General features: G+C 39.4%; 23 protein-coding genes, 3 pseudogenes and 1 riboswitch. Of the genes and pseudogenes, 16 read left to right on the plus strand and 10 right to left on the minus strand.

Annotated features, from left to right (window positions below; translation table 11 throughout):
* Positions 1–441 precede the first annotated feature (441 nt).
* The 6 genes from BKP57_RS13215 to rplK form a co-directional block, all read right to left on the minus strand.
* Positions 442–747: a hypothetical protein gene (locus BKP57_RS13215; protein ID WP_072741672.1), complete on the minus strand. Its 306-nt coding sequence runs from the start codon at positions 745–747 to the stop codon at positions 442–444.
* A gap of 966 nt (positions 748–1,713) precedes the next feature.
* Positions 1,714–2,109, minus strand: coding sequence for a DUF350 domain-containing protein (locus BKP57_RS13225; protein ID WP_050349884.1), 396 nt, complete (start codon positions 2,107–2,109; stop codon positions 1,714–1,716).
* Positions 2,110–2,143: 34 nt separating this feature from the next.
* Entirely contained in the window at positions 2,144–2,743 is a 600-nt protein-coding gene (locus BKP57_RS13230; protein ID WP_072741673.1) for a DUF4247 domain-containing protein, read from the minus strand.
* Between the two features lie 713 nt (positions 2,744–3,456).
* Positions 3,457–4,125 carry a PspA/IM30 family protein gene (locus BKP57_RS13235; protein WP_050349886.1) on the minus strand — a complete coding sequence of 223 codons (669 nt, stop codon included), beginning with the start codon at positions 4,123–4,125 and terminating at the stop codon, positions 3,457–3,459.
* Between the two features lie 28 nt (positions 4,126–4,153).
* On the minus strand, positions 4,154–4,663 hold the full coding sequence (locus tag BKP57_RS13240; RefSeq protein ID WP_050349887.1) for a DUF4178 domain-containing protein: 510 nt from the start codon (positions 4,661–4,663) through the stop codon (positions 4,154–4,156).
* A 552-nt stretch (positions 4,664–5,215) separates the two neighbouring features.
* Complete coding sequence (rplK, locus tag BKP57_RS13245; protein ID WP_050349888.1) at positions 5,216–5,638, minus strand: 50S ribosomal protein L11; 423 nt, start codon at positions 5,636–5,638, stop codon at positions 5,216–5,218.
* 229 nt (positions 5,639–5,867) lie between these two features.
* Between rplK and BKP57_RS13250 the strand changes: the two genes are divergently transcribed.
* Positions 5,868–6,215, plus strand: coding sequence for a CHY zinc finger protein (locus tag BKP57_RS13250; protein ID WP_050349889.1), 348 nt, complete (start codon positions 5,868–5,870; stop codon positions 6,213–6,215).
* 494 nt (positions 6,216–6,709) lie between these two features.
* Here the strand turns inward: BKP57_RS13250 and BKP57_RS13255 are convergent, their stop codons facing one another.
* From BKP57_RS13255 to BKP57_RS13270, 4 genes are read right to left on the minus strand one after another with little or no spacing between them, the layout of a single operon-like run.
* Positions 6,710–7,495 (minus strand): energy-coupling factor transporter transmembrane component T family protein, encoded by a 786-nt coding sequence (locus BKP57_RS13255; protein WP_050349890.1) that lies wholly within the window; start codon positions 7,493–7,495, stop codon positions 6,710–6,712.
* Positions 7,476–9,128 (minus strand): ABC transporter ATP-binding protein, encoded by a 1,653-nt coding sequence (locus BKP57_RS13260; RefSeq protein WP_072741674.1) that lies wholly within the window; start codon positions 9,126–9,128, stop codon positions 7,476–7,478. The genes BKP57_RS13255 and BKP57_RS13260 overlap by 20 nt, the downstream gene beginning before the upstream one ends.
* Positions 9,125–9,706 (minus strand): ECF transporter S component, encoded by a 582-nt coding sequence (locus tag BKP57_RS13265; protein WP_050349892.1) that lies wholly within the window; start codon positions 9,704–9,706, stop codon positions 9,125–9,127. Before BKP57_RS13265 ends, BKP57_RS13260 begins: the two co-directional genes overlap by 4 nt.
* Complete coding sequence (locus tag BKP57_RS13270) at positions 9,699–10,316, minus strand: YkoF family thiamine/hydroxymethylpyrimidine-binding protein (RefSeq protein ID WP_072741675.1); 618 nt, start codon at positions 10,314–10,316, stop codon at positions 9,699–9,701. Before BKP57_RS13270 ends, BKP57_RS13265 begins: the two co-directional genes overlap by 8 nt.
* A 409-nt stretch (positions 10,317–10,725) precedes the next feature.
* A riboswitch (TPP riboswitch) is annotated at positions 10,726–10,828 on the minus strand.
* A gap of 293 nt (positions 10,829–11,121) precedes the next feature.
* On the opposite strand from BKP57_RS13270, the pseudogene BKP57_RS23455 reads away from it, so the two are divergent.
* The 15 genes and pseudogenes from BKP57_RS23455 to lpdA all read left to right on the plus strand — a co-directional run.
* A pseudogene (locus BKP57_RS23455) lies at positions 11,122–11,272 on the plus strand (FAD-dependent oxidoreductase); the annotation flags it as partial.
* Positions 11,273–11,649: 377 nt separating this feature from the next.
* Entirely contained in the window at positions 11,650–12,024 is a 375-nt protein-coding gene (locus tag BKP57_RS22150; RefSeq protein WP_076361990.1) for a hypothetical protein, read from the plus strand.
* Positions 11,970–12,770: a membrane protein insertase YidC gene (gene yidC / locus BKP57_RS13275; protein WP_050349894.1), complete on the plus strand. Its 801-nt coding sequence runs from the start codon at positions 11,970–11,972 to the stop codon at positions 12,768–12,770. The genes BKP57_RS22150 and yidC overlap by 55 nt, the downstream gene beginning before the upstream one ends.
* 271 nt (positions 12,771–13,041) lie before the next feature.
* A pseudogene (queF, locus tag BKP57_RS13280) lies at positions 13,042–13,537 on the plus strand (preQ(1) synthase).
* 55 nt (positions 13,538–13,592) lie between these two features.
* Positions 13,593–14,219, plus strand: a pseudogene (locus tag BKP57_RS13285) (queuosine precursor transporter).
* A gap of 475 nt (positions 14,220–14,694) precedes the next feature.
* Positions 14,695–16,041 (plus strand): aminotransferase family protein, encoded by a 1,347-nt coding sequence (locus BKP57_RS13290; RefSeq protein WP_072741676.1) that lies wholly within the window; start codon positions 14,695–14,697, stop codon positions 16,039–16,041.
* A 583-nt stretch (positions 16,042–16,624) separates the two neighbouring features.
* Complete coding sequence (locus BKP57_RS22155; RefSeq protein WP_156875331.1) at positions 16,625–16,783, plus strand: hypothetical protein; 159 nt, start codon at positions 16,625–16,627, stop codon at positions 16,781–16,783.
* 156 nt (positions 16,784–16,939) lie between these two features.
* Positions 16,940–18,349 carry an APC family permease gene (locus tag BKP57_RS13295; RefSeq protein WP_072741677.1) on the plus strand — a complete coding sequence of 470 codons (1,410 nt, stop codon included), beginning with the start codon at positions 16,940–16,942 and terminating at the stop codon, positions 18,347–18,349.
* Positions 18,350–18,687: 338 nt separating this feature from the next.
* Positions 18,688–19,344 carry a GntR family transcriptional regulator gene (locus tag BKP57_RS13300; RefSeq protein WP_050349897.1) on the plus strand — a complete coding sequence of 219 codons (657 nt, stop codon included), beginning with the start codon at positions 18,688–18,690 and terminating at the stop codon, positions 19,342–19,344.
* Between the two features lie 200 nt (positions 19,345–19,544).
* A complete protein-coding gene (locus tag BKP57_RS13305) occupies positions 19,545–19,940 on the plus strand; it encodes a thioesterase family protein (protein ID WP_050349898.1) in 396 nt (131 codons plus the stop codon).
* 14 nt (positions 19,941–19,954) lie between these two features.
* Entirely contained in the window at positions 19,955–21,085 is a 1,131-nt protein-coding gene (locus BKP57_RS13310; RefSeq protein WP_050349899.1) for a Leu/Phe/Val dehydrogenase, read from the plus strand.
* Positions 21,086–21,319: 234 nt separating this feature from the next.
* Complete coding sequence (gene pdhA, locus BKP57_RS13315; protein WP_072741678.1) at positions 21,320–22,384, plus strand: pyruvate dehydrogenase (acetyl-transferring) E1 component subunit alpha; 1,065 nt, start codon at positions 21,320–21,322, stop codon at positions 22,382–22,384.
* Complete coding sequence (locus tag BKP57_RS13320) at positions 22,384–23,406, plus strand: alpha-ketoacid dehydrogenase subunit beta (protein ID WP_072741679.1); 1,023 nt, start codon at positions 22,384–22,386, stop codon at positions 23,404–23,406. Before pdhA ends, BKP57_RS13320 begins: the two co-directional genes overlap by 1 nt.
* Positions 23,407–23,409: 3 nt before the next feature.
* Entirely contained in the window at positions 23,410–24,636 is a 1,227-nt protein-coding gene (locus BKP57_RS13325; protein WP_309245754.1) for a dihydrolipoamide acetyltransferase family protein, read from the plus strand.
* Positions 24,637–26,046 (plus strand): dihydrolipoyl dehydrogenase, encoded by a 1,410-nt coding sequence (gene lpdA / locus BKP57_RS13330; protein WP_072741681.1) that lies wholly within the window; start codon positions 24,637–24,639, stop codon positions 26,044–26,046. It begins immediately after the preceding gene.
* Positions 26,047–26,138: the final 92 nt, after the last annotated feature.

A 26,138-nucleotide genomic window follows, 5' to 3' on the forward strand; every position in this document is an offset into this window, starting at 1 on the left:
CCCGCTATATAAGGTGCTGTAATACTCCCAATTTCAGGATAATCTGTACCCAACAAGTCTAAGTGGGAGATAACAGCACCTAAATGCCCGGTTCGTTTTAGAGACCTTTAGGTCATACCATTACGGTACTAACAATCACTGGGGGATGCCCCCACTGGTGGAAGGTTCACTTAATACATACATTTCTAAGAGAGAAGAATAGGTGTTAGAGCTTTAATTGTATGTCTATTCGATAGACCAAAATACGTCTAACACTATTCTTGTTTCATTTGGTAGAAATAGCATATGTACCTTACTATTTTTACATGAATCAAAAATTTGAACAAGTTTGTAAAGATACTTTCTCCTCGATATGGATCCGATACATAGCAGAATGCTATAAATGTATCATTGGCATAATGATTGAATGAGTTCAAACTTGCAAACTGTTAATGGAACGTTCTAATCTGTGCTTTTACGATGGTATATAATTAAATTAAGTATATTTAATAGGATGGTAACGAATAGAAGAACTGCGGCAATGATTGCTACAGCCCCCATTGTATCCATAAGAGCAGACCAATCTTCCAGTTTTACTAGATGATAGCTATCGAAGATTTGCAAGCCTAGCGAAATTGCACAAGCACTAATGCTTATAATGGAAAGAATGGCCCAATTTTGATGGGTTTGTTTTTTATATTTCATGAGACTAACAATAGGAAGTATCCAAGCAATTAATCCAAGCACGAGACTACCAATATTAAGCATATCTGATTCTCCTTTTCCCTTGTTTAATTTTATCCCGCATATAAGGTGCTGGAAGATTCCCACTTCAGGAGTTGGATATCTCATATTGCGACAAGTCTAAGTGGGAGATAATAGCACCTACATATTCGTTCAGAGGCCTTTAGGTCATACCCTGGAGCTACTAACAAACCTTGGGGGTGAACGACAACCTCCACAGTTGGAAGATTCACTTTATCTTTTAAAAAAACTTCATTTCGTGCAATAGTCATTGTTGCTAGATTAATCTTATGAGAATGTTTAAAAAAAGGCAATCGACTAATAGGCCGATTGCAATCATTACAACTTGTTTTACTCTCATAAGTTAAGGTATTTCTTAGTATCGTATTAGCCTTTTTTAGAAGATAAGAAACCACCATGGCTAGCCTAGAGCGCGAGCCACCATCTATTATGAAAAATGTTGCTTTATAATGTTTAGATTCTTGAAATACTACCTAAAATAAATAAGTTATATAATGGTAAATAGCGTTTTTTCATACAAAGTATAAATTTAGGCGCTTGGAGATAACGAAATAACCGAAGCCACGTCCGGCGCATGAGCCCAGCAACGATGCGACTTTAGAAATGCGCCCTACGATACGGCCTCATCGGTTCGTCACAAAGAGGAAGGTCGACTAAAAACAGGCTTGCCGCTCAGGCGTCGGCATACCCCTGTTTTTAGTGGTATGCTTCCTTTATCCCGTAAAAAGGCGTTGTAGACTCCCACTTCAAGAATGGAAGAAGTGAGCTGAACAAGCCGAAGCGGGAGGTAACAGCACCTAAATCCCCGATTCGTTCAAGGGCCTTTAGGTCATACCCTGGTGGTACTAACAATCAGTGGGGATGAGGAAAACCCCGTTGATTGAAGGTTCACTTTATCTTTAGTTGATTCGTTCCATTCGCTACGTTGCTAAACGGTCGCCCCGCGCCTTTGTTCTTTCGTGGGGGTTCTTAAGTGATAGATGCCCCAATTACAAATCCAAGCCCAATGGATACACTCATGCTGATAATTCCAACAGCTATATTACCTTTTTGTAACTGTTCTTCCACAGAGAAATTACGCGTGAACAATTGGAATAGTAAATACGCTACCATTTGCAGGACGATCCCTACACCGCCCCAGATGAGTGTATCAATGATATTAGCACTATTATAGATAGAGAAGGCAAGAACGATACAGATTCCGACGATTTTCCCGCCGATCGATAAAGCTACAGCATGATTACCTTTTAAAACTTCATCCCAATCTTTGTATTTCTGTGTCATCAGTTCAAAAATAATTAAGCCTATAAGTACAATAAAAATAGCCACGAAAAAGTATATCAAAGTTGAAACAAATGGTTCCATGGAGTTCATCCTTTCTTTTCTTTAATTATTCGCATTATTTACCAGCACCTGGGCCGCCGCCTCGAACAGAGGAAGAACGGATAGATTTTGAATCACTTGACTTCTTGTATAAACCGCCCGAAGATTGATAGCCTCCATAACAGTCTCCGGAATTTTTACATTTGCTTTGACGTTTCTTCCCCCAATCATCAACGTCTAAAACTTCATCCAATAACCAAAGTGCAAATAAACCATTAAAAAAGCTCGGATTATAATTATCCCGTACGAATTGCTGTTCCGCAATTTCAACTGTTGAATTTTCCGGGTTATCTTCATCTTCTGTTACGATTACAAACAAGTTATCGTAAATAAGGGCTTGCTTGTTATCGCTTCTTTCACTTAGCTTTTCGGGTTCTTCATGCTCTTGTAGTTCGTTTACTACCTCATCAATGCTTTTGTCCTCAGCTATGTATATTTCAGATATGTCAGAGGAATTCTCTTGACTAGAAACAACATCTTGAAATGTATAATTTTGATCAATAAATTTAGCAATATCATGTTCAAACAGAGTTCCTTCTGAGGTACTGGCCTGACTTCCACAGGCGGTTAGAAAGAGCAATAAAGATACCAGAACAAAGGAAAGTGAACGCTTCATATTCTCACCTTCTTTTTTTGAGAATCTAAGTAAAGGCGCTCAGGAAGACACCATCCTGAGCGCCTAACTTATCTTATTCGTTAACGTTGCATAGAATGTGTATGAATTTACCCCGCATATAAGGTATATGAAGCCTCCCACTTCAAGGATCTGAAATGGTTTGGGTAGGAGACAACGCCACCTAAATGCCCGGTCCATTGGGCCTGTAAGATGTCGATCGCGGGAGGAGCGACGCACAGAAAAAAGGGGACTTAAGGGTTAAGTCTTTGTTCCACTATAGGAAAGTATAAGATTTTTTGGGTTTATAGTATAAGAAAAACAAAGGCTTCCGCATAAGACTTGGCGACAAGCCAAGTTTTTCTAAAGAGATAAGAAAGTATAAATTTAGGCGCTTGGAGATAACGAAATAACCGAAGCCACGTCCGGCTCATGAGCCCAGCAACGATGCGACTTTTTAGAAATGCGCCCTACGATAAGGCCTCATCGGTTCGTGGAAAAAAGGAAGGCCGACTAAAAACGGGCTTACCGCTCAGGCGTCGGCATACCCCTGTTTTTAGTGGCATGATTCCTAAATCTTTAGTTGATTCGTTCCATTCGCTACGTTGCTAAACGGGCGCCCCGCGCCTTTGTTCTATTTCACATTTCAGTAGGATATGGATGAAAACTCCTGCTGAATAAAGATCCCCTTCATCTGTTATATTTCTATCTGGATGTTATTCTTTGCCTAGTTTTTTCTTTAGGGCAGCAAGTTCATCATCGACATCACTTTTCTCCAGAGCTTCGAATTCGTCATCAAGGCTACGGCTAGAGCTTTGCATGTCCTCGCTTGTTTCTGCTTCTGCTTCATATTTAAGCACTTTTTCTTCCATGCGTTCAAAGCCTTGTTTGGATTCGTCGCTACCAATACCAGATAACGTACGGTTCATTTTTGTTCTTGTTTTTGCAGATTCTGCCCGTGCTTTCAAGGAATCCTTTTTCAACTTCATTTCCTGATATTCTGCCTTCATTTCATCTAGCTTCTGGCGTAATACCGTTGAGTCTTGTTTGGCACGCTCATAAGATTCTTTTAAGGAATCAGCTGTTTGCTGATGTAACTTTTTATCTTCCAAAGCACGTTTAGCAAGGTCATCATTTCCTGCTTCTACTGCTTTCATAGCTTGTTCTTCACGCTTTTTAACCATTTTCTGTGCATCTTCATATTTACGGTGCATCATTTTTTCATTTGCAATTTGTTTGGCAACAGCAGCTTCTGCTTCACGAATATCTTCTTCCATATCACGCATAAATTGATCGAGCATTTTTACAGGGTCTTCTGCTTTATCTAAAGCAGCGTTCAATTCAGATTCTACAACGGTTTTCATACGTTTGAAAAATTTAAACATGGTCATTCCTCCATTATATTTATTATTATTAACTACTAGCGATAATTTTTAATTCATATTCTTCAATTTCATATCCAATGCTCACTTCGATTTCATTGCCCCATTTTTCTAACGAGAGTGCCTTTTCGTCTGAATCGTCATAAAAATCGTAGTATTCACAGGTTAATCCAGTTAAGTTTTCACTGCGACCAGCTCCAATTACGCGAGCTTTACCAGATTCATCCAAGTAAAACGTTGTTCCTTCATAGGAAATTTTTTTAGGAATGGGCTCTTGAATAGGTAATTTAATTTTCTTATATATACCAAGATTAAGTTCATCATCCATTTCTACGCTTAACCATAACGTTTTATGCGTACCTTCTAGTTGATATATATACCATTTGAAGCCGTGATCGTCATAGTCGATTTTCCCTACGACTTTGTAGTCTTCTAGGTCAAATGTAACAATGTCATTTATTTGCAAATTAAACATATTTCTTTCCACAATTGGCTTACTTGTTTCTTTTTTGTTGCCAAATAAACGCCCCAATATACTCATGTATTCACCTCAGCTTTTCTTAGCATATATTCATTATACTAGTACGAATAAAAAATGTATAAGTTTCACGTTTTGAAAAAATTTATTAAATTTTTTTTGCAGAATGGTGGCTTTTGTCCTGAATCGGATAAAAACGGGAAGTGGAATGGCGCGTGGAAGGTGTTCATAAAGACCTATGAATTTTGCTGTAACCTTGTTTCATTGATTAGCATCTATGATATTAAAAAACTTAGCGAAAAAACCTAACGTGATATTTTTTTAGTCGTTCAGCTTTGAATTTGTAAATGAATCCTGTTTAGTACTAGCAAATTTTGAACTCCGGCGAATTAGTTGTGAACTTCGAGCAATTGAACTGCGAACATCGGCGAATTCTATAGAGTATACGAATTACTACATAAAAACTGCACCGCCAATTAGTCGATTTATCTCTAACAATGGGGGGTGCAGTTCGGTAACAGGGTGCAGACAAGCTAAAGTTAACGACTTCCAAACAAGTAAAGGTAGCAGTATCGTTATGATATAATAATGGAACAGAACTAATTACTTAGTAGGTTATTTTTCTTCTATGCGAATTCCCATGCTCTTAGCTGTTCCTGCTATCATCTTCATGGCACTTTCTATACGGGTTGTGTTTAAATCAGGTAATTTAATCTCAGCAATTTTCTTTAGTTGAGCTTGTGTGATAACGCCAACTTGTTGATGACCAGTTGTATTAGCGCCTTTAGTGATAGTAGCGTACTTTTTCAATAGGAAAGCAGCCGGTGGTGTTTTTAATTGGATAGAAAATGTGCGATCTTCATAGATAATTATTTCAGCTGGAATGATTTCTCCCGATTTACCTTTGGTCTGTTCATTATATGCTTTGCAAAATTGTAAAAGATTAATTCCCGTTGGAGCCAAATCCTTTCCAACCTTTGCTGGGTTCGCTTCACCTGCTTCTAATTCAAGTTTAATCATTTTAGTTACATGCTTCATAATCTATACTCCTTTCAGTAAGCAACTAAAAAGGAGTATAAGGTCTATCGTAACGTGAGAGTCAATAGAAATTACAAGTGTTTTTAATCATACTTCTTTAAACGATATCGACCTTAGCAGGTATACCTTTTCAACCCATGCATCTTTCGGAAAAAGAATGAGGGAGAGAGGCAATTGAATTATTTGGTGTAACCGTCAACCATAACTAAATTTGGAAGGGGGAGATAGAATGGTTCATATTTATGGGCAAGTGGTAGATCAAGAGACCCGATGTGTGCATTATCATTCACCAAAAGATATTATTGCTATAAAGTTTAAGTGTTGCCAAAAGTACTATCCTTGCTATCAATGTCATCAACAAGCCGAAAGTCATCACATAGAGGTTTGGCCAAAAGATCAATTTAACCAGAAAGCTATTTTATGTGGTGTCTGTAAAACGGGATTTACGATTGACCAGTACTTACATATAAATCAGTGTACGGATTGCGGTTCTGTATTCAATGATGGGTGCAGGCTGCATCATCATCTTTATTTTAAAGGAGCCTATAAAACTAGGTGCTTGTGGATAACGAAATAAATCGACTAGTCACGTCCGGCGCATGAGCCCAGCAACGATGCGACTTTAGAAATGCGCCCTACGATAAGTCCTCATCGGTTCGTTACCTCACCGTGATTCCTTTATCTTTAGTTGATTCGGTTCCATTCGCTACGTTGCTAAACGGGCGCCCCGCGCCTTTGTTCAAAGATAAGAAAGTATAAAATTTGTTGCTTTGGGATAAGGGAATAACTGAATAGCCACGTCCGGCTTCAGCGCCAGCAACTAGGCGACTTTAGAAATGCGCCCTACGATAAGTCCTCATCGGTTCGTTACCTCACCGTGATTCCTTTATCTCAGTTGATTCGTTCCATTCGCTACGTTGCTAAACGGGCGCCCTGCGCCTTTGTTCTTTTGCTTAAATCATATGAAAATGATAGGACAGACGATTTGTTACCGTATCTAACCAAGCCTCTGTTGTCAACAGGCAATAAGCTGACTATATGAATGTCTAATAGTCAGCTTATTGCCTGTTCTTAAAATTGTCCTTTATACCAGCTGAAATATCCCAATTTGATAGAGATAGCTACGGTGGCTGCCAGTAGAACAATCATGCCACCTAAAAAAAGCCAATCGATAAAAGTAACCTGAAACTGTCGGTAAAAGGCACGGTTCTTTTCCCCACTGAAGCCTTTTGATTCCATAGCGATGGCTGTTCGTTCAGCTTTCCTAATGGCTCCGGAAAGTAAAGGGATAGCATAGCGTTTGTACTGCTGAATGGTTTCTTTTAAACCAGAGACTCGGTTGACTCCCCTTACCTGATGAGCCGCGCGAATTTGTTGTAGCTCATCACGCATCAAAGGTAAAAAGCGATAGCCTGCAAGTATGCCATATGCGAGTTTAGGTGGCAGTTTACATTGCTGCATAAGGCTTAGAATAAAATGAACCATGTTGGTCGTGAAAATAAACATAAACGATAAAGCAGCAAATGCTAGCATACGCAAGGTTAAAGATAAGGCGACGGTAACATTCTCTTTCGGTAATTCCCAAAAGAGAAATTGCATCGTCAACTGAGGATTATTTGGTTCATCTGCAAAGGCGACTGACGTCCAAAGCATGCCAATCGATAAAAGACAAATAACAAGAAAATAAAGCAGATACATTTTCCAAGCAACTTTTCCAAACAGGAAAGTGAGCAGTATGGTTAAAATACAATAAACAAGTGGAGTAAATGGATCAAACACGAATGTTAATAGGCAAACAGAAATAACGACAGTAATTGCTTTTATACTCGGATTGATGTTATTTAGCAATGTAGACATGGTACCCCTCCAAATGCCGTTTTAATTTGATCCGTGTCGGATAATCCAAATGCCATTTGTTTAAACACGGTCGTTCCCATAGCTGTTCAGGTGTTTCATCTATGACGATTTGGCCATTTTCCAATACGATAACCCGATCAGCATATTGATCGACAATGTCCATATCGTGCGTCACCATGATAATCGTTGTTCCATTTTTATATCGTTCCTCTAATAATCGCATCAGTTCACGGGTGGAGGCAGCGTCTTGCCCAAAGGTCGGCTCATCCAGGAACAAGATGTTTTGTTCATCGACAATCATGGTTGCCACACTAAGGCGGCGTTTTTGCCCTTGACTTAATGTATAAGGATGTCTAAGCTCCATCCCTTGCAATTGGCAACTTTCTAATGTATGGAAAACTTTTTCTTTAATCGTTGTTTCGGGATATGTTCTCAAACGTAAAGTATAAGCAATTTCTTCAAACACACTATCTGTAATAAATTGGTGTTCTGGATTTTGAAATACATAGCCAATTTGTTGCCGTAATTCTTTTTGTTTCCAATGTTTAAGTAAACGATGGTTGACATATATTTCTCCTGTAGAAGGAGTTTCAATTCCTGCTAACAGCCGAGTCAACGTGGTTTTTCCACTGCCGTTCGCGCCGGTAATAGCAATAAACGACGGTCGCTCCAACGTACAAGTAATATGCTGTAATATTTGCCGCTTGTTTTTCGTTAGGTTCAAATGATGTGCTTCAAGCGCAGCCTTTGTATTTTGGTTTCTGGCAGGCGGTTTATCTAAATATTGCTGATCCAAATAAGACACATGTGCTGAAAAATCGTCATACGTTAGTGGGATAGACGTAAAAGTTGCTTGCTTGTTTGCTGCAGCGTTTAATACGAGCTCCGTAATTGGTGGAAGAGCGATCCCTTGTGATTGCAAAAGCGGAGCATGCTTCGTAATTGCTTCTGTTAAAGAACCATCAAAAATACATTGTCCCTGTCTTGATAATATACAAGCTCGTTGTATAAAAGTGACCCAGCCTTCTAGTTGATGTTCAATAACAATAAGTCCAATTTTCTTTTCCTGTTGGATGGTTTTCATCGTTTGGATAAATTCTTGCTTGGCTAACGGGTCTAAGTTAGCGGTAGGCTCATCTAAAATAACGAAATCTGGTTCGAGTGCTAAAACACAGGATAGGGCTAGCTTCTGTTTTTGTCCTCCTGAAAGAGAATGGATGGTAGCTTCTCTATGTTCCGTTAAATGAACGAGTTGTAATGCTTCATCGATTTTGGCTGCGATTTTTTCCCTTGGCGTATTTATATTTTCCAGTCCAAAAGCGATTTCATCCTCTACAGTTAACATACAAAATTGACTCTCAGGATCTTGAAATACGACACCGACATGCTTGCTGATTTCTCCAGGTTTTGTAGCTTGTACATTTTTATCGAAAATACGGACTTTTCCTTCCGTTTTTCCATCGAGTTCTCGAGGGTAGATCCCATTTAAGCAACAGGTTAACGTGCTTTTTCCACTTCCGCTCGGTCCAAGTAATAGCATTGTTTCACCAGCATTCAGATGAAAGGATAGTTTGCTGATAACGGCTTGTTCATGTCCTTCAAACCAAAGGGAAAGCTCATTCACTTGTATCATGATACAGACCTCTCTTTATGCATTTGTTTACCCAGAGCAAAGCTGGACAGTACGCCCGTTTTTGCGAGGGAGTCACTAATTGCTTTTCCAAGCATACCAGAAATAATCGCCCCGCTTAGCATTCTAGCTACGAGCATGCTTATTACATAAGGTGTGCTTAAAGCCGCATAGCCACTACGAAAATAGCCCCAAATAAAACTTAAAATCGCTGCGCCTACTCCGGCAAGCATCAACACCCACAAGGAATAGCGTTTATACCTTGTAGCAGCAAAAGCTGTCTCAGCGCCAAGACCTTGAATGATCCCTGTCACAATAATAATCGGTCCCATCGCATTTCCTAATAGCATTTCAACGGTAGCTGCAATGGTTTCGGACAAAAACGCTGCACCAGGCTTCCGTAAAATATAAGCTGCAATAATGGATACGATAAACCAGATACCAAAAATAAAATCGTAACCTATAGGTCCCATAAAGGATGCAAGTAGCTTTCCTATAGGGAGAAAAGCTAAATAAACAATTCCAAATACGACCGATAACACGGACATGACAATGATTTCTTTTAATCGCCAATTATTCATTGTTGTCCACATCCTTTTTAGATGGACTATTAGCTGAGATCGTTACAGTCATAACTGTGTGGGGAGAATCGCTCTTTTCCATATTGGTGAATACTTGTTCCAAACCATTAAATACATCTTTTCCTTCTCCATCTAAACGAGTGGCATAGTGAATTGATGATACGTGGATACCTTCCTGCTTCATTGCTTCAATTTGACTGTAAATCATATCCATATAGTCGCCGCCGCCTAATGGATAGAGAGAAAATTTCCCAGCTATATTTTGTTGAATCTTGCTGCTTTGTGCTTCGTTTAATCTAATATCATCTTCTGCTAAGAAAACGTCACCAGCGGAATCTCCAGGACAGCCTATGGAATACGTCCCGCTAAATACCACATGATTCCCAGTCTGAGCGGCATGGAGAAACAAAGCCTTGGTAACATCGAATACATGAACGATTTTCCCTCTGACACATGTTCCGACGTCTGTTGTTTTTACCCACACCTTTGATGTATCTACTTCTTCTAATGCTTTCATAATGACATGTACAAATTGATCTGTCATCGGGTAAAGTGCAAAATCGCATCCTGCAATTTTACTTTGGCTGCAAATAATGGTTTGATCTTTCATTCGTTCTTCCTCCCTAAAATTTTTATTAAGGTGTAGCCCTTTGATAGCACTACAAGGCTAACCAACTGTTCCTGAACATGGCCGCCTGGACTAATCATACCAAGAACAGTGTTTCGCCCAATTTTTTACATAAACAAAGGCGCGGGGCGCCCGTTTAGCAACATAGCGAATGGAACGAATCAACTGAGATAAAGGAATCACGGTGAGGTAACGAACCGATGATGACTTATCGTAAGGCGATTTCGTGAAGTCGCCTAGTTGCTGGGCGGTGGAGCTGGACGTGACTATTCGGTTATTTCATTATCCATAAGCACCTAAGTTTATACTTTCTTATACATACAAAAAAACTGCATTCGCTGGGAATGCAGTCTTCGCCAATTATCATTTAACAGAATTTCTTGAGTGTAAGTTGGTCACGACTGCACTTCCCCACGCTAGTATTATCTAGATCGGGTAATAAGGGTCAGAATGATTCCTCTCAGCCATCTAAAATAGCTCCCCTAGTGCAATTAGCTATGCAATTTTAATCATACGTCATAGCGATTATAGTATAGAACGCCAAAGTTCACAACCAATTCGCCCGAAGTGCACAAATAGGTTGCTCGAAGTTCATAACTAAATCACCGCAGTTCACAATTCCATTCCGTATAAAAACAGTATCCTATTGCCTGTTTTTAAAATATTGTATCAAGGAAATATTTTAAGTTTAAAAACTTGTTTAATTATAAATAATTAGTTAATTAGGATAATATGAATGATATATAGAATGGAGAGCAGCTGAAGCTAAGCAAGGGGGAATTATTGTATGTATGATTACATAATCATCGGTGGAGGTATTGTAGGTTTAGCAACTGCATGGCAGATGAAAAAAAGCACCCCAAATCATCCATTGCCGTATTAGAGAAAGAAGTAGGATGGTAACCCATCAAACAGGAAGAAACAGTGGGGTCATTCATCCGTTATACCAAAAAGTGAGCCCTTTTACTTGGGGGTGTTCCAGTTCTCGTAACAGTAATTCCCCAATTTTTCCTTTATAAGGTAGCTGTTACCGCTACTATTGTTGATATATCCAGTAGTATGGACTGATATTACGGGACTCGTAGCTTTGCTTATTGTCGTAGCTAAAAGTTTAAAGAGAAATAATGGAAATTCCGTGTCAGAGCATGTTAGTTAGACAAATTTCGATAGTGCTGGTTGGATTTTAAAATCTAAATGATGCAGCCATACTTGAAAAATTCATTCAAAGGGCAAAAAGTCATATTCTCCCAACCAATCTATTCGCTTTCTTGTGTTATAATGGGATAAATAGGTCGTTAAAGGAGGTGAATATAAAATGATGGATTTAATAAATGAGCTCATTAATGATGCTTCACCAGTTTACTTTTATTTAAGCATCTTATTGACGATGGCGTCTGCATATTCGTTTACGGCTATTCAATTTGGTCATATGATGGATACGCACCACTTGCAAATAAGAGAGTATCATAATGAACGTTATCGCTTATTACCGATACAAGAACTATTCGGGATGTGCGATGAAATCTTTCAATGGGTCGTTAAAAAGGCAAGTCAAATAACTTCCCCAGATGATGATACAGACCACTCTCCCTTCTCGTTACAATTTATGGATTTATTACAACGAGGAGGAAAAATATGCACGATCATTTTATATTCACTTTTCTTAAGAAATACGGTGTTGTTAGTTTAACTTTACTTGTTCTGCTTACTGGATGTCAGGCAGATGGAGGAATGATGGGTTTTCAAAATCCTTTTCCCCCAATGATTAAGTATGTTGCTGGACTGTTTGGTGATGATTATGGCTTATCCATTGTTCTTATAACGGTGCTCATTCGTTTGCTGTTAATGCCGCTAGCATTTAAGCAAATCAAAAATGGGGCAAAAATGAAAGCAAAGATGAATCAAATGAAGCCAGACATGGATGCCCTGAAGCAGAAATATAAGAACAAACAAGATGCTGCCTCCAAAGCGGAAATGCAGCAAGAAATGATGCAGCTGTACAAAAAACATCAATTCAATCCATTAAGTTCCATGGGCTGTCTTCCGATGTTATTGCAATTCCCGGTTGTCATTGCGTTTTATCATGCGATTCGAAGCTCACAGGAGATAGCTTCGCACTCCTTTTTATGGTTCGATTTGGGGCAAGTGGACATGATTTTACCATTTGTTGCAGCAGCTGTTTATTTCTTGCAATCTCGTGTATCTTTGATTGGTATAGAGGAAAAACAAAAAAAGCAGATGGCCATAATGGGCTTAATATCTCCGATTATGATTGGGTTTATTTCGTTTAGTACACCAGCTGCACTTCCGTTATATTGGGCAGTGAGTGGTACGGTTCTCGTTTCACAAACCTTGCTTGCTAAAAAGTTGTATTATCGTGAGGATACAAAAGCGGAGAAGACCATGAGCAAGCAGGTAGAAACGTCATCGTCATAATACTGGTCTAGCCGAGGCTAAAACTAAAAGATCGGTTTTTTAGACAGGTATGTTCACACGAGACTCCATTGACTTTGCCTCAGGCATCTATATAATGAGTCCAGTATGATAGATTAAAATAAGAAGAGGTTCTTAGCTTAACCCTCTATAAAAAACGATAAACCACGGTGCCTTAGTGCCGTGGTTTTTTGCATCTCAAGAGAAAAGACATACTACAATTCTTAAACACTATGAAACAGTTTAAGCAAACAAAAGAGAGGATGATGTAAATATGAGTGGAAGGAAAGAAGCTGAATTATCAGGAGTGACTCTATTAGGCGGCCAAGATACTACCTATGCTTTTGACTATACACCAGAGATTTTGGAAGTGTTTGATAATAAGCACCCAAACCGGGAGTATTTGTTAAATTTAATTGCCCTGAGTTTACCACACTTTGTCCAAAGACGATGCAGCCTGATTTAGGTACGATTTACATTAGTTATATCCCAGATAAGAAAATGGTTGAAAGTAAATCATTGAAACTTTATTTATTCAGTTTTCGAAATCATGGAGATTTTCACGAGGATAGTGTGAATATTATTATGAATGACCTTATTCATTAATGGCTCCACGTTATATAGAAGTTTGGGGGAAATTTACCCCCCGTGGAGGAATTTCCATAGATCCATATTGTAATTATGGAAAACATGGAACAAAGTTTGCGCAAATGGCTGAACAAAGACTTTGGAACCATGATATGCATCCAGAGAAAATAGATAATCGTTAAAGTTTTTAGAGGGTTAAGCTAGGGTTTTGCTTTTTTAAAAAGGAAGAGGAATGGGATGTTTATTTACTTTAATGCAATGTTTGTAGGTCTGTTGTTGTTATCTAATATATTAGCAGTAAAATTATTTCAAATTGGCCTCTTCATTTTTCCCGGGGCTGTAATTGTGTACGTGATTACGTATTTACTTACGGACGTAATTGGGGAAGTGTATGGAAAAGAAGCGCTAAAAGTACGGTCAAAGCAGGGTCGATTACACAGTTAGTTGCGATGGGATTTATTTTTATTACGATTCATTTACCCAGCTGCCCCCAATTTTACTTTTCAAGCGGAATTTGGACAAATTTTAGGCGGAAGCTTTCGGGTAATGATTGCTAGTTTAGCATCCTATGTGACTAGTCAAAACCTGGATGTAGCCATCTTTCATTATTTACGCAAGAAGCATGGAAATAAGAAGTTATAGCTTCGTAATAATTTATCTACGATGACGAGTCAATTGTTTGATACAACTATTTTTATTGTTGTTGCATTCTGGGGAATCGTACCTGCTCATGTCTTAGGAGGCATGATTATATCACAATATGTTTTTAAACTAATCATTGCTCTTTTTGACACTCCTTTTGCTTATCTCTTAGTGAAATGGGCGCGTTCTCAGAAAAACAAAAAAATAACTGTTGCGGTTTGATTGAATTTTCGTTAAAATTAAATTACTACAAAATTTGAATGGTGTTTGTTCAAAGAGGTTGGGATGGAGAGGTTTTGGATTATGTTTCGAGCAGAACGAAATGGAAGCTTCGCTTAGAAACAGTAACAAATCCACTGAAAATCTAATGACAGTTTTTGAACACCCATAAACAAACTGCTAAATCTAATCGACTTTACTGTTGAAGTAAAGCGGTTCATTAGATGGAAACCAGTTATATGGACAGAATTGCTTTCAATATTTTCTGTCTTTATGACTGGTTTTTTGTTTTATTTTTCATAGTAATTGCAGTGGTAAAGCTATTTCTATGCTTATTATCCTGGCGTAGCTGTGTCAACTTAGCACCAAGTTTGTTGTGAGACCATGTCGTCATGTAGCCAGAATACGCACGGAGAATGAAATCTTTAGGAAACTCATAAAGCTGAGTTTTGTAATATTTTTATAGGGGGAATGGGTAATGAGTAATAATCTAATTGAAATGGATAAACGGCATTTCATCCATCCAACTTCATCAATTCAGCAACAGCAAAAAAATGGGGCAAAGGTCATTATGGAAGAAGGAGACGGCATTTACTTAAAGGACATCACAGGAAAATGGTATTTGGACGCTGTATCGTCGTTATGGAATGTGAATATCGGTCACGGCAGGGAAGAATTAGCGAAGGCTGCTGCGGAACAAATGAAAAAAATGGCGTTTAGTTCAGCTTTTTCCACATTTAGTCATGAACCAGCGATTCGACTTGCGGAGAAAATTGCTTCGCTTACACCAGAAGGGTTAAATGCTGTGTTTTTTACATCGGGAGGTTCAGAATCAAATGATTCAGCTGTAAAACTAGTACGGCATTATTGGAAGATCCAAAACAGATCGGAGCGGCGAAAAATAATCTCGCTTAAGCGAGGTTACCATGGCGTGGCGGCTGCTTCTACAAGCGTGACGGGCATCTCAGAATTTTGGGGGATGGCAGGACATATGATGACTGACTTTATTCATGTAGACACACATTATAACAGTACAACAGACCAAGCGATCGCTTCCTTACGACAAGCAATTGAAGAATCAGGTCCAGAAACAGTGGCAGCATTTTTTGCAGAGCCTATACAAGGAGCAGGTGGCGTATTAATACCACCAGATGACTACTTTCCTAGAATTAGAGCTCTTTGTGATGATTATGGCATATTATTTGTAGCTGATGAAGTCATTACAGGCTTTGGGAGAACGGGCAAGATGTTTGGAATCGAAAATTGGGACGTTATTCCTGATGTTATGACATTTGCTAAAGGTGTAACTAGTGGTTATTTCCCTTTAGGAGGTGTTGTTGTTTCAGAGACCATTCATAACGTGTTCAAAGAAAAGTCTCTTGGAACGCTATTTCACGGATTCACTTATAGTGGACATCCAACGGGCGCAGCTGTTGCCTTGAAAAATATTGAAATCATGGAACAAGAACAACTAGTGGAAAATTCACGGTTAATGGGGAATAGGCTGTTACTTGGTTTGAAAAAGGTCAAAGAGAGCCTTGAGATTGTAGGAGATGTACGGTGTGTAGGCTTACTTGGTGCAGTAGAGCTTGTGGAAGAACCTGTTTCCAACAAACGATTTGCGCAAGACCAACATGTAACACTAAAAGCGATTGAAGCACTACATGAACGTGGGGTTATTTGCCGTGGAGTTACCTATGATAATACGGATATCATCTGTATCGCTCCTCCGCTAATTATAAATCAGGAACAAGTTGACCAACTGGTCGAAGGAGTATATGAAGCTATTTTAAAAGTTCAGCAACAACTTGGGATAAAACGATAGAGAGAGGATAAGTTTTTCATATAATTGAAACCGATTACAAAATGTCTGGAAAGAGTGTAGCGGGTGAGAGCAATGGAATTTAGGAATTACGGTTATCGTCCATTTTTTGTTTCTTTTTCTGTTCTCATTTATGTTAACCGAAAAATAAAACGTATCAGATTATAATATGGCTAGTACGTATATTGGTTCTCACCCTTTTAAGTAATGCAATAGGCATGGGATATATGGAAAATAGATTATTTGTATGGTATGAGGCAACAATGGCTAGGTTCTATGTTATTTTATCCCGCATATAAGGTGCTGTAAGACTCCCACTTAGAGGAGTTGGATAATCTGTACTGCAACAAGTCAAACTGGGAGATAACTGCATCTAACATGTCCTATTTCGTAAGAGGCCTTTAGGTTATACCATTACAGTACTAACAATCAGTGGGGATGATAAAAACCCCACTGATCGAAGAGTCACTTTATAGCCGCATTTCAGTCATTTATGCCCCCCTGATTGCACTTATACTGGCACTGTATATTTCTCCATTAGTCGAGCTTTGGGAACTGGAACGGGTAATACTTGTTTCAGGGGCGCATGCATCTGGAATATTCGAATTATTCAGTAAGATATTATCTAGTGGTTGCTGGTTATACGTTTATACGTGAGGGAATTTTGGTAGTGGTTACTTGGCGAGTGTTAGGACATCCATTTACCATACATCCTGTATTCGTTGCTATTTTATCATCATTGTAAGTTTAGTTACAAAAAAAGATTTGTTTAATACAGAAAACATAAGCTAGTTCCGTAGTTTTTATAAATGGTAAATGATAAAGTCGCATGATTTAAAGGACAAAAGAAAATGTTACTTTAGAGATCATGTAGATAAAGAAGGAGTGAGGAGTCGAAACGATGAGTGATTCAGATAAGCTATTAAAGGTACTTGGAAACAAAGATGTGCTGGCACTTGCCTTTGGTGCCATGATTGGCTGGGGATGGGTCGTTACATCTGGCTTATGGATAACAGAAGCGGGTTCCTTAGGAGCGATTTTAGCATTTGCAATTGGTGGTTTACTTGTTGTATTTGTAGGGTTAACCTATGCGGAATTATCTTCTGCTCTTCCATTAGCTGGTGGAGAGCAAGTGTATACATTTAAAGCGATGGGAAGAGTAGCTTCGTTTATTGCTACATGGGCGATTATTCTTGGCTATGTGTCTGTAGTAGCATTTGAAGCAGTTGCGTTACCAACCGTGTTTGAGTATATCGTGCCTAACTATAGTCAAGGTTATTTATATACGATAGCAGGTTGGGATGTTACTATAACCTGGGCAGGAGTTGGAATGATTGGCTCCTTACTGGTTGCTTGGATTAATTATCGTGGGATTAAGCTTACATCTGTTATTACGGTTATTTTAACGACATTTATCATTATAGCAGGCTTGATGCTGATCACGGGGAGTACTTTTGGAGGAAATATGGATAATATGCAGCCGCTAGTTAATGCAGGTGCAACTGGTGTATTTACAGTCATTATTATGACACCATTTATGTTTGTTGGTTTTGACGTTATCCCACAAGCTGCAGAGGAAATCAATTTGCCACAACGTAAGATCGGTCAGCTGCTTATTCTTTCAGTCGTTTTAGCAGTTATCTGGTATATTGCCATTATTTATGGAGTATCTCGTATTTTAAATCCACCAGAACTTAGCGAGTCTAATCTAGTGACAGCTGACGCAATGGCAAAAGCGTTCGGAGATAGTAAGTTGATGGGGAATGTGCTGGTGCTTGGAGGAATTGGGGGTATTCTAACGAGCTGGATTGGCTTCTATGTTGGTGGGAGTCGGGCTATTTATGCGTTGGCGAATGCTGGAATGCTTCCAAAATTTTTAGGGAAATTACATCCAAAATATAAAACGCCTCACCGGGCAATTGTGTTAATTGTACTGCTTTCAACGGCGGCACCTTTACTTGGAAGACCAGCGCTTGTATGGTTAGTCAATGCAGGTGGCTTAGGGCTTGTTGTTGCTTGGTTAATGGTTGCCATTTCGTTCATTTTGCTGCGGAAAACAGCACCGCATATGAATCGTCCTTTTAAGCTGCCTGGTGGGACATTAATTGGCTGGCTAGCTGTACTTATGGCTGTCGGTGTAGTGATTTTGTATATGCCGGGCATGCCATCATCATTGGCCTGGCCTTATGAGTGGCTTATCATTGGAGCTTGGATCATCTTAGGGGTTATTTTGTATCATTATTCAATGGCTAAATATGGGAAGGAATACGCAAGTGAATATATGAAAAAAGAGTTAGATCGAATCGCTTAGTTCCACTTTACCCAATATGTAAGTAGATGCAATCTCCTCACTTCGAGAAGCCTACATCTAAATTCCCGATTCGTTCCAGGTTCATTAGGTTATACCCTTGCAGTACTAACAATCGGTGGGGGATAAAAGAAAGCCTGTTCATTGATGGTTCACTTTATCAAAGCTGTCATATCATTTACTTTTGATACATCTTTACTGCATACGCTTCTTAAAATGGATTTTAATAGAACGTGATAAATTTAGGTAACCAAAACATAATAATTTTGTTATAATAGGTTATATTCAGAATTTATAGACGAAACGAACTAGATGATACCAACTACAGGGGGTTACCAGACATGCGAATTATAAAGCCAGAATCACTTCATTTACAAGCTTATGCTATTTTGAAAGGAGAAATACTAGAAGGGGAATATAGACCAGGAGAGCGAATAGTGGAGGCTAAAATTGCTAATAAACTAGGAATAAGCAGAGGACCAGTAAGAGAGGCTATTCGCATGCTTATTCAAGATGGGTTATTAACGTATAATGATGGATATGTAAGGGTTTACCAGCCTACGCTTGAGGATGTGGTCGACATTTTTCAATGCCGAGAAAGCCTTGAGGCATTAGCTGTCAGTCTTGCTATTGAACAAATAACGGATAATGAAAAAAAGCAATTAGCAAATAATTTGGAATTGACGTATCATGCTTATCAACAAAAGAAATCAATAGAATTGAGTAAATTAGACCAAGAATTTCATGATATCATCATTCAAGCCTCTAGAAATAAGCAATTAATAGAATTGCTGGATGTGATAAGAACAAAAATTCACTATATGCGAATAACGATGGTACAAGGAGAATTTTATCCTTCTTTTGTAAGTGAACATGAAAAGTTGATCCAGTTTTTAGTTGATGGTAAGGAAACAAAAGCAACTACTTTGATGAAAACGCATATTCAAAAAGGTTTAGAAGGTGTATTAATGCATATTGGGAATGTCCAGTCCAGATGAGCAAATAACATCTGGATTTTTATTTTCATGTAGAAATGCTTTCGCGTTCGTAATTAAATCGGAAAAATTATAGTTTACAGTTCTCTGTTGACTGTAACGTGAATATATATTAACATACGAAATATACCGAAAATTTAGAAACAAGATCCATAAATAATTATATATGATTTTATATATAATTTCGAGAGGGGATGACTTAGATGAAGGCAGGGTTGCATATTGGAAAAACAAAAATACTGACGATAACAGTAACGAACGAGATGTTTGCTCAATTTGACGGTAAAGTTGTTCATCCTGTTTATTCTACAGCTTCCATGGTGTATCACATGGAATGGGTGTCCCGACAGTTGCTCATTCCTTATTTGGAAGACCATGAAGAAGGGATGGGGGCCGCAGTAAGTGTTCAACATGTTGCTCCTTCGGGGTTAGGTTCAACCATTAATTTGACTGCTACTGTTTCGGGGGTAAGTACGAAAGAAATTACTACGGAGGTGTATGTGGAGAATGCGAGGGGATTAATTGGAAAAGGCAAAGTAAAACAAGTTGTTTTACCAAAAAAATTAATTCAAGAAAAAGTGCGTACAACGACTACTTAAAGGGGGTCCGGGAATTGAAGCAATTAGAACATTTGCAAGAGGTTGATGTGTTTCAAAAAATAGGCGGTCATGAGCAAGTTGTATTTTGCAATGACCCGAAGACAGGATTAAAAGCAATTATCGCGATACATAACACCACTCTAGGGCCAGCACTAGGTGGAACACGTATGTATCCATATTCAAGTGTTAACGCTGCATTAAATGATGTGCTTCGTTTATCTGAAGGAATGACCGCAAAATGTGCAATGAGCGACGTTGATTTCGGTGGGGGAAAGGCAGTCATTATTGGTGATCCAAAAAAGGATAAATCACCGGCGATGTTTCGGGCATTTGGTCAATTTGTAGATTCATTAAACGGCAGGTTTTACACGGGTACAGATATGGGGACGACTATGGACGACTTTATTTATGCAGCAAAAGAAACGAATTTCATCAATGGTCTACCTGAAGCATTTGGGGGTAGCGGAGACACGTCGATACCAACAGCACAGGGCATTATTTATGCGTTACAAGCAACGAATCAGTTTTTATTTCAAAGTAATGCTCTGGAAGGAAAAGTTTACGCGTTACAAGGACTAGGGAAGGTTGGCAGGAAAATAGCACTACACCTGCTTGAAGTCGGCGCAGAGGTCTATGTAACGGACGTGAATGAAAGCGTTATCAATGAGTTTTTAAATGAAGCTAAATCATTCCAGAACGCTGTGCATGTTGTAAGCCCGCTAGACATCTATCAAGTAAACGCAGATGTTTTTATGCCTTGTGCGATGGGCGGAGTAATTAACGAAAGAACGATACCAGTGCTAAATGTAAAGGCAGTTGTTGGTTCAGCAAATAATCAGCTAGCTCATGAAACGGATGCAGAGCTTTTACATGACAAGGGGATTTTATATGCACCTGATTATATCGTTAATGCTGGTGGACTTATCCAGGTTGCGGATGAACAGTATGGTGCCAACAAGAACCGCGTACTACAAAAGACGAAAACAATCTATGAAATGGTACTTCAATTATACGTAGAAGCTCAAGCTGATCATATAACTACGGTAGAAGCGGCACACCGTAAATATGTAAAACAGTTGGAAGAACAACAAAATCGAAACAACTTCTATAGTCGAAATCACAGACCGAAATGGGACATCAAGTAATAGGTCATTACTAAGAAATTTTTCCGCATCAAATGAAACTTCAATCAGTGGGATTTTTCTTCATCCTGCTGATTGTTAGAGACACAAAGAGATGACTTAAGGCTTTTGAGAGAATCGGTCATTTGATTTATAGTTCGATGTTGCCCATACATCCTGCTTTTCGCCAAGTAGAATGAAGTGGATCTGTATTACTGCCAATTACATGCGGGATATAAATGAAAAGGTGGGATAATTATGCGAGAAAAATATCCATTACTGCAGATAATTGACCAAGAAGGTAAATGGTTAGATGAGTCGAATGAGGAAGGATTATTGGAAGAAAAAGTAAAACAGTTTTACTATCACATGTTACGAATTCGAACCTATGATCAGAAAGGGGTAGCCCTACAGAGACAAGGAAGAATTGGGACCTACGTACCTTTTGCAGGGCAGGAGGCAGCCCAAGTGGGCAGTGCATTGGCCCTTGGGAATGAAGACTGGATGTTCCCTACGTATCGAGATCACGGTGCATCGCTTACCTTTGGAGCAGACCTAGATCGAATGCTATTACATTGGAATGGGCGGATAGAAGGGTGTTTACCTTCAAGGGAAAAAAAGATTATGCCTGCATCCATACCTATTGCTACGCATTTACCGCATGCCACTGGTGCAGCGATGGCTGAAGGGTATAAAGGAACTCGAAATGCGGCAATTGCCTACTTTGGAGACGGAGCAACGTCAGAAGGGGATTTTCATGAAGGAATAAATATAGCGAGTGTCTTTAAGGCGCCGGTCGTCTTTTTTAATCAAAATAATGGCTATGCCATTTCGCTTCCAGTTGAAAAGCAGATGAATTCGGAAACCATTGCACAAAAAGCGGAAGCATACGGCATCCCAGGTGTTCGTGTGGATGGCATGGATGTGTTCGCTGTTTACTTTGCTGTTAGCGAAGCTTTAGAAAGGTCTCGATCAGGAAAGGGTCCAACCCTAATTGAGGCAGTGACGATGCGGTTTGGTGCCCATACGACAGCTGATGACCCGTCTAAATATAGAGATCAAGCCGAGGTGAATCGGATTCGGGACCAGGTTGATCCATTACTACGCCTGGAAAAACATATGAAACATAGAGGTATTTGGGAGATGGCGTGGCGGGATTCGATTGAAACAGCGATTCAAGATGAATTGGAAGCCGCAATAAAACGGATGGAAACATATGAACAGCCAGCAGTTTCTGACATGTTTGATTATGTATTTGCCGAGCCAACGTGGACGATTGAAAAACAAAAGCAGCGCATTTTGTCAACGGGAGGGAGTAGCTAATGGCATTATCCAAAGTGGCTAACAAACAGGAGGTACAGGTTGGAGTAAAGGAACTTACGATGATCCAGGCGATTAATGATGGTTTAAAAACGATGCTAGAAGAGGATCCAAAGATACTGCTTTTAGGTGAAGATATTGGCAAAAATGGTGGAGTATTTCGAGCAACGGATGGATTACAGGACGTATTCGGCGAAAAAAGAGTAATCGATACGCCTTTAAGTGAAGCGGGTTTTGTTGGAACCGCAGTAGGGATGGCGTTAAATGGCTTAAAGCCTGTTGTAGAAATTCAATTTTTAGGCTTTGTTTATCCAGCTTTTGAGCAAATTGCCACCCATGTAACACGAATGCGCACGCGAACGTTAGGCTATTATTCGATGCCTATGGTTATTCGTGCGCCATACGGAGCGGGGGTTCGGTCGCCCGAAATTCATTCTGATAGCGTAGAAGCTTTATTTGTCCATTTACCTGGTATCAAAGTAGTTTGCCCATCCACGCCATATGATGCAAAGGGATTGTTGTTAGCTTCCATAGCTGATCCTGATCCGGTATTATTTTTAGAACCGATGCGCTTATACCGTGGCAAGCGACAAGAAGTACCGGCGCATGATTATCGCATTGAGCTTGGGAAAGGGGAGATCGTACTACAAGGTGAAGATGTGACGATTTTTGCCTGGGGAGCGATGATGCCTATAGCTATGGAAGCTGCTGAACTTATGAAGGAGCAAGGTATTTCTTGTGAGGTGATTGATTTACGTACATTATACCCATTAGATAAAGCAATCATTGCGGATTCCGTACAAAAAACAGGCAGGGTCGTCATTATCCATGAAGGACATGAAACAGGGGGAGTAGGCAGTGAAATTGTATCGGTCATTATGGAAACGAGTTTTCTTTATTTGCGTGCACCAATTGAAAAAGTGACAGGTTTTGATGTACCAGTTCCATTATTTGCTTTGGAACATACGTATCTACCTACAACAGAACGGGTGTCGCAAGCGATTCAAAAAGTTTATTCATTTTAGGAGGTGAACGCATTGGTTCAAGTAAAGTTTAGCGATATGGGCGAAGGGATGAACGAAGGGGAAATTATTCATTATTTTGTAGGTGTTGGAGATGTGGTGTCTGTGGATCAGCCGCTCGTAGAAATGCAAACGGATAAAATGGTAGCAGAAATTCCTGCCCCAGCAGCGGGCACGATCGCATCCATTCACTATAAAGAAGGAGATGTGGTTACTGTAGGCAATGTCATTATGGAAATTACCACCGAAGCTGAATCTGCAGCGCCTCTAAGTGAAATGTCAAATACCCGATTGCAATCCGCAAGTACTACTATAGCAACAAAGAAAAACGCTACTACGGTTACTAATCCTTATAACCGTATTTTAGCGGCACCTTATACAAGAAAAATCGCCAGGGAGCTAGGTGTTGATATAGAACAAATACAGGGGACAGGTCCAGCTGGGCGTGTACTAGATGATGACGTGTATCAGTTTGCTGAGCAAACAGAAACAAATAAGTGGACCGAAGAACAGGAAAGCGCTACTCAAAAGTTGCCACAAGCGGAAGAGGAGATACGATTTGCTGGAATACGCAAACGGATTGCAGAAAAAATGAGTTACTCCGTACAGACTATTCCGCATGTGACTCACTATGATGAAGTAGATCTTACGCATTTGCTTGAAGAAAGAAGTGTGTTAAAAGAGATGGGGGAATCCATTTCTGTGGCTGCTTTTTTTATAAAGGCTGTTGTCATTTGTCTAAAAGAGTTTCCGATATTTAATGCACAATTAGAGGTTGAAAAAGAGATTATTCGCTTATTAAAGCAATATTCTATCGGAATCGCGACACATACAGAAGCTGGTCTAATGGTTCCTGTCATACACGATGCCGATCAAAAATCGATCCGCTTTATGGATGAGGAGATGAAGAGGCTCATAAAAAAAGCGAAAGCAGGCGATTTAAAATTAGCAGATATGAAACAGGCAACCTTTACAGTAAATAATGTTGGTCCGCTTGGTGGGATGGCAGCAACACCAATTATTAATCACCCAGAGACAGCGATCATGACTTTTTATAAGACAAAGAAAGTGCCTGTTGTTACAAAAGACGATGCGCTAGAGATTCGAAGTGTGATGAATGTTTCGGTCACATTTGATCATCGGGTAATGGATGGAGCGCAGTCGATCGCATTTACAAATCGTTTTAAGGAACTAATTGAGCACCCGACAAAGCTATTATTGGAGTTGATATAAATGGTGGTAGGGGAATTTGCAGAACAGAGGGAGTTAATCGTTATTGGCGGAGGTCCAGGAGGCTATCATGCAGCGATACGTGCTGCTCAATTAGGAAACCAAGTTACGATAGTTGAGCAGGACCAGTTGGGTGGTACGTGCTTGCATAAAGGGTGTATTCCATCTAAAATATTTACGCATGTCGCTAGTAAATGGCATCAAACACAACAATTGTCTGCATTTGGTATTTCAACAGGCGATCTATCATTGGATATGCAGGAGTTAATGGCTTATAAAAATAGCACGATTGAACAATTGCGTAAAGGTATTGAAAAACTTTGCCAAGCAAATCGGGTGGAAATCGTCCGCGGGAAGGCAAATTTTATCAATGAACATAAGCTTGGAGTGGAAACAGAACACCAATTTACTCTATTTACGTTTCAGCATGCTATTATTGCGACGGGCAGCTATCCTGTTTTACCTGAAAATTTAGATAATAACCCCTTTGTATGGACGGAGGAAACGATCTTCACCTTACATGAAATTCCCAAAGATTTAATCGTTTGTGGTAGAGATTATATTGCTTTAGAAGTTGCATTTAGTTATCGGAAGTTAGGTGCGGAGGTAACCATTATCATACCAGAGCAAGCGGATTTTCCATTTGATAAGGCGATCAATCGCGAGTTAAAACGGATGTTAAAAAAAGAGAAGATTCAACTGTATCGTGAAAATAAAATTAAAAATATAACTGCTATCGATGGTGAAGTTTGTGTAAGGATTTCTAGCAATGATCAGGAAATTTCTTTAACTGGTACACATCTTTATATGGAAACAGAGCATAAGCCGAATATAGAATCATTAGGGATCGATCGGATAGGAATGATATATTCGGAAGCAGGTTTCATCAAAGTGGATAACGAAATGAGAACAAACATCCCTTCTATATTTGCGATTGGAAATGTGACTGGGGATAGGTTATCAGCAGTCATAGCAATGAAGCAGGGTAAGGTAGCTGCAGAATTTATTGCTGGAGTAGCGAGCGAGATAGATACAACTATGATGCCGACGGTAGTCCACAGTATCCCTCCAATTGCTGTTGTAGGATTGACAGAAGAGGAAGCAATACGACAAGGTTACGAAGTAAGAACTAGTCAGTTTGGATACAGTGGTAACAGCTATGCCCTGATTGGTAAGGAAAAAAATGGGGTGGCAAAGATAGTTAAAGATGCCAAAACGGATTTGTTGTTAGGGTTTCATGTCATTGGCTTCGGTGCGATTGAGCTTATTAGTACTGGAGTTACTGCATTAGAATTAGTAGCGCGCGATGAAGATCTAGCTTTTCCGTTCTATCCGCACCCGAGTTTTAATGAAACCTTTTTAGAAGCAGCTGAAGGCTTGACGAATCGTGCTATTCATATGAAACCATCATAAGTAAATTGTATGCAGTTCATTTAACACTCCATGTTACACGTTGGAGCAATAGTTACAGCGAACGATTACACCCATATGTCACTGTTTTAACG

Origin of the sequence: Virgibacillus sp. 6R, assembly GCF_001895305.1 — a bacterium.
GTDB lineage: Bacteria > Bacillota > Bacilli > Bacillales > Amphibacillaceae > Virgibacillus > Virgibacillus pantothenticus.

Coding starts and splice junctions, on each gene's coding strand:
- BKP57_RS13215 (WP_072741672.1), bottom strand. CDS start 747: ATGCTTAATATTGGTAGTCTCGTGCTTGGATTAATTGCTTGGATACTT.
- BKP57_RS13225 (WP_050349884.1), bottom strand. CDS start 2,109: ATGGAACCATTTGTTTCAACTTTGATATACTTTTTCGTGGCTATTTTT.
- BKP57_RS13230 (WP_072741673.1), bottom strand. CDS start 2,743: ATGAAGCGTTCACTTTCCTTTGTTCTGGTATCTTTATTGCTCTTTCTA.
- BKP57_RS13235 (WP_050349886.1), bottom strand. CDS start 4,125: ATGTTTAAATTTTTCAAACGTATGAAAACCGTTGTAGAATCTGAATTG.
- BKP57_RS13240 (WP_050349887.1), bottom strand. CDS start 4,663: ATGAGTATATTGGGGCGTTTATTTGGCAACAAAAAAGAAACAAGTAAG.
- rplK (WP_050349888.1), bottom strand. CDS start 5,638: ATGAAGCATGTAACTAAAATGATTAAACTTGAATTAGAAGCAGGTGAA.
- BKP57_RS13250 (WP_050349889.1), top strand. CDS start 5,868: ATGGTTCATATTTATGGGCAAGTGGTAGATCAAGAGACCCGATGTGTG.
- BKP57_RS13255 (WP_050349890.1), bottom strand. CDS start 7,495: ATGTCTACATTGCTAAATAACATCAATCCGAGTATAAAAGCAATTACT.
- BKP57_RS13260 (WP_072741674.1), bottom strand. CDS start 9,128: ATGATACAAGTGAATGAGCTTTCCCTTTGGTTTGAAGGACATGAACAA.
- BKP57_RS13265 (WP_050349892.1), bottom strand. CDS start 9,706: ATGAATAATTGGCGATTAAAAGAAATCATTGTCATGTCCGTGTTATCG.
- BKP57_RS13270 (WP_072741675.1), bottom strand. CDS start 10,316: ATGAAAGATCAAACCATTATTTGCAGCCAAAGTAAAATTGCAGGATGC.
- BKP57_RS22150 (WP_076361990.1), top strand. CDS start 11,650: ATGATGGATTTAATAAATGAGCTCATTAATGATGCTTCACCAGTTTAC.
- yidC (WP_050349894.1), top strand. CDS start 11,970: ATGCACGATCATTTTATATTCACTTTTCTTAAGAAATACGGTGTTGTT.
- BKP57_RS13290 (WP_072741676.1), top strand. CDS start 14,695: ATGAGTAATAATCTAATTGAAATGGATAAACGGCATTTCATCCATCCA.
- BKP57_RS22155 (WP_156875331.1), top strand. CDS start 16,625: ATGCATCTGGAATATTCGAATTATTCAGTAAGATATTATCTAGTGGTT.
- BKP57_RS13295 (WP_072741677.1), top strand. CDS start 16,940: ATGAGTGATTCAGATAAGCTATTAAAGGTACTTGGAAACAAAGATGTG.
- BKP57_RS13300 (WP_050349897.1), top strand. CDS start 18,688: ATGCGAATTATAAAGCCAGAATCACTTCATTTACAAGCTTATGCTATT.
- BKP57_RS13305 (WP_050349898.1), top strand. CDS start 19,545: ATGAAGGCAGGGTTGCATATTGGAAAAACAAAAATACTGACGATAACA.
- pdhA (WP_072741678.1), top strand. CDS start 21,320: ATGCGAGAAAAATATCCATTACTGCAGATAATTGACCAAGAAGGTAAA.
- BKP57_RS13320 (WP_072741679.1), top strand. CDS start 22,384: ATGGCATTATCCAAAGTGGCTAACAAACAGGAGGTACAGGTTGGAGTA.
- lpdA (WP_072741681.1), top strand. CDS start 24,637: ATGGTGGTAGGGGAATTTGCAGAACAGAGGGAGTTAATCGTTATTGGC.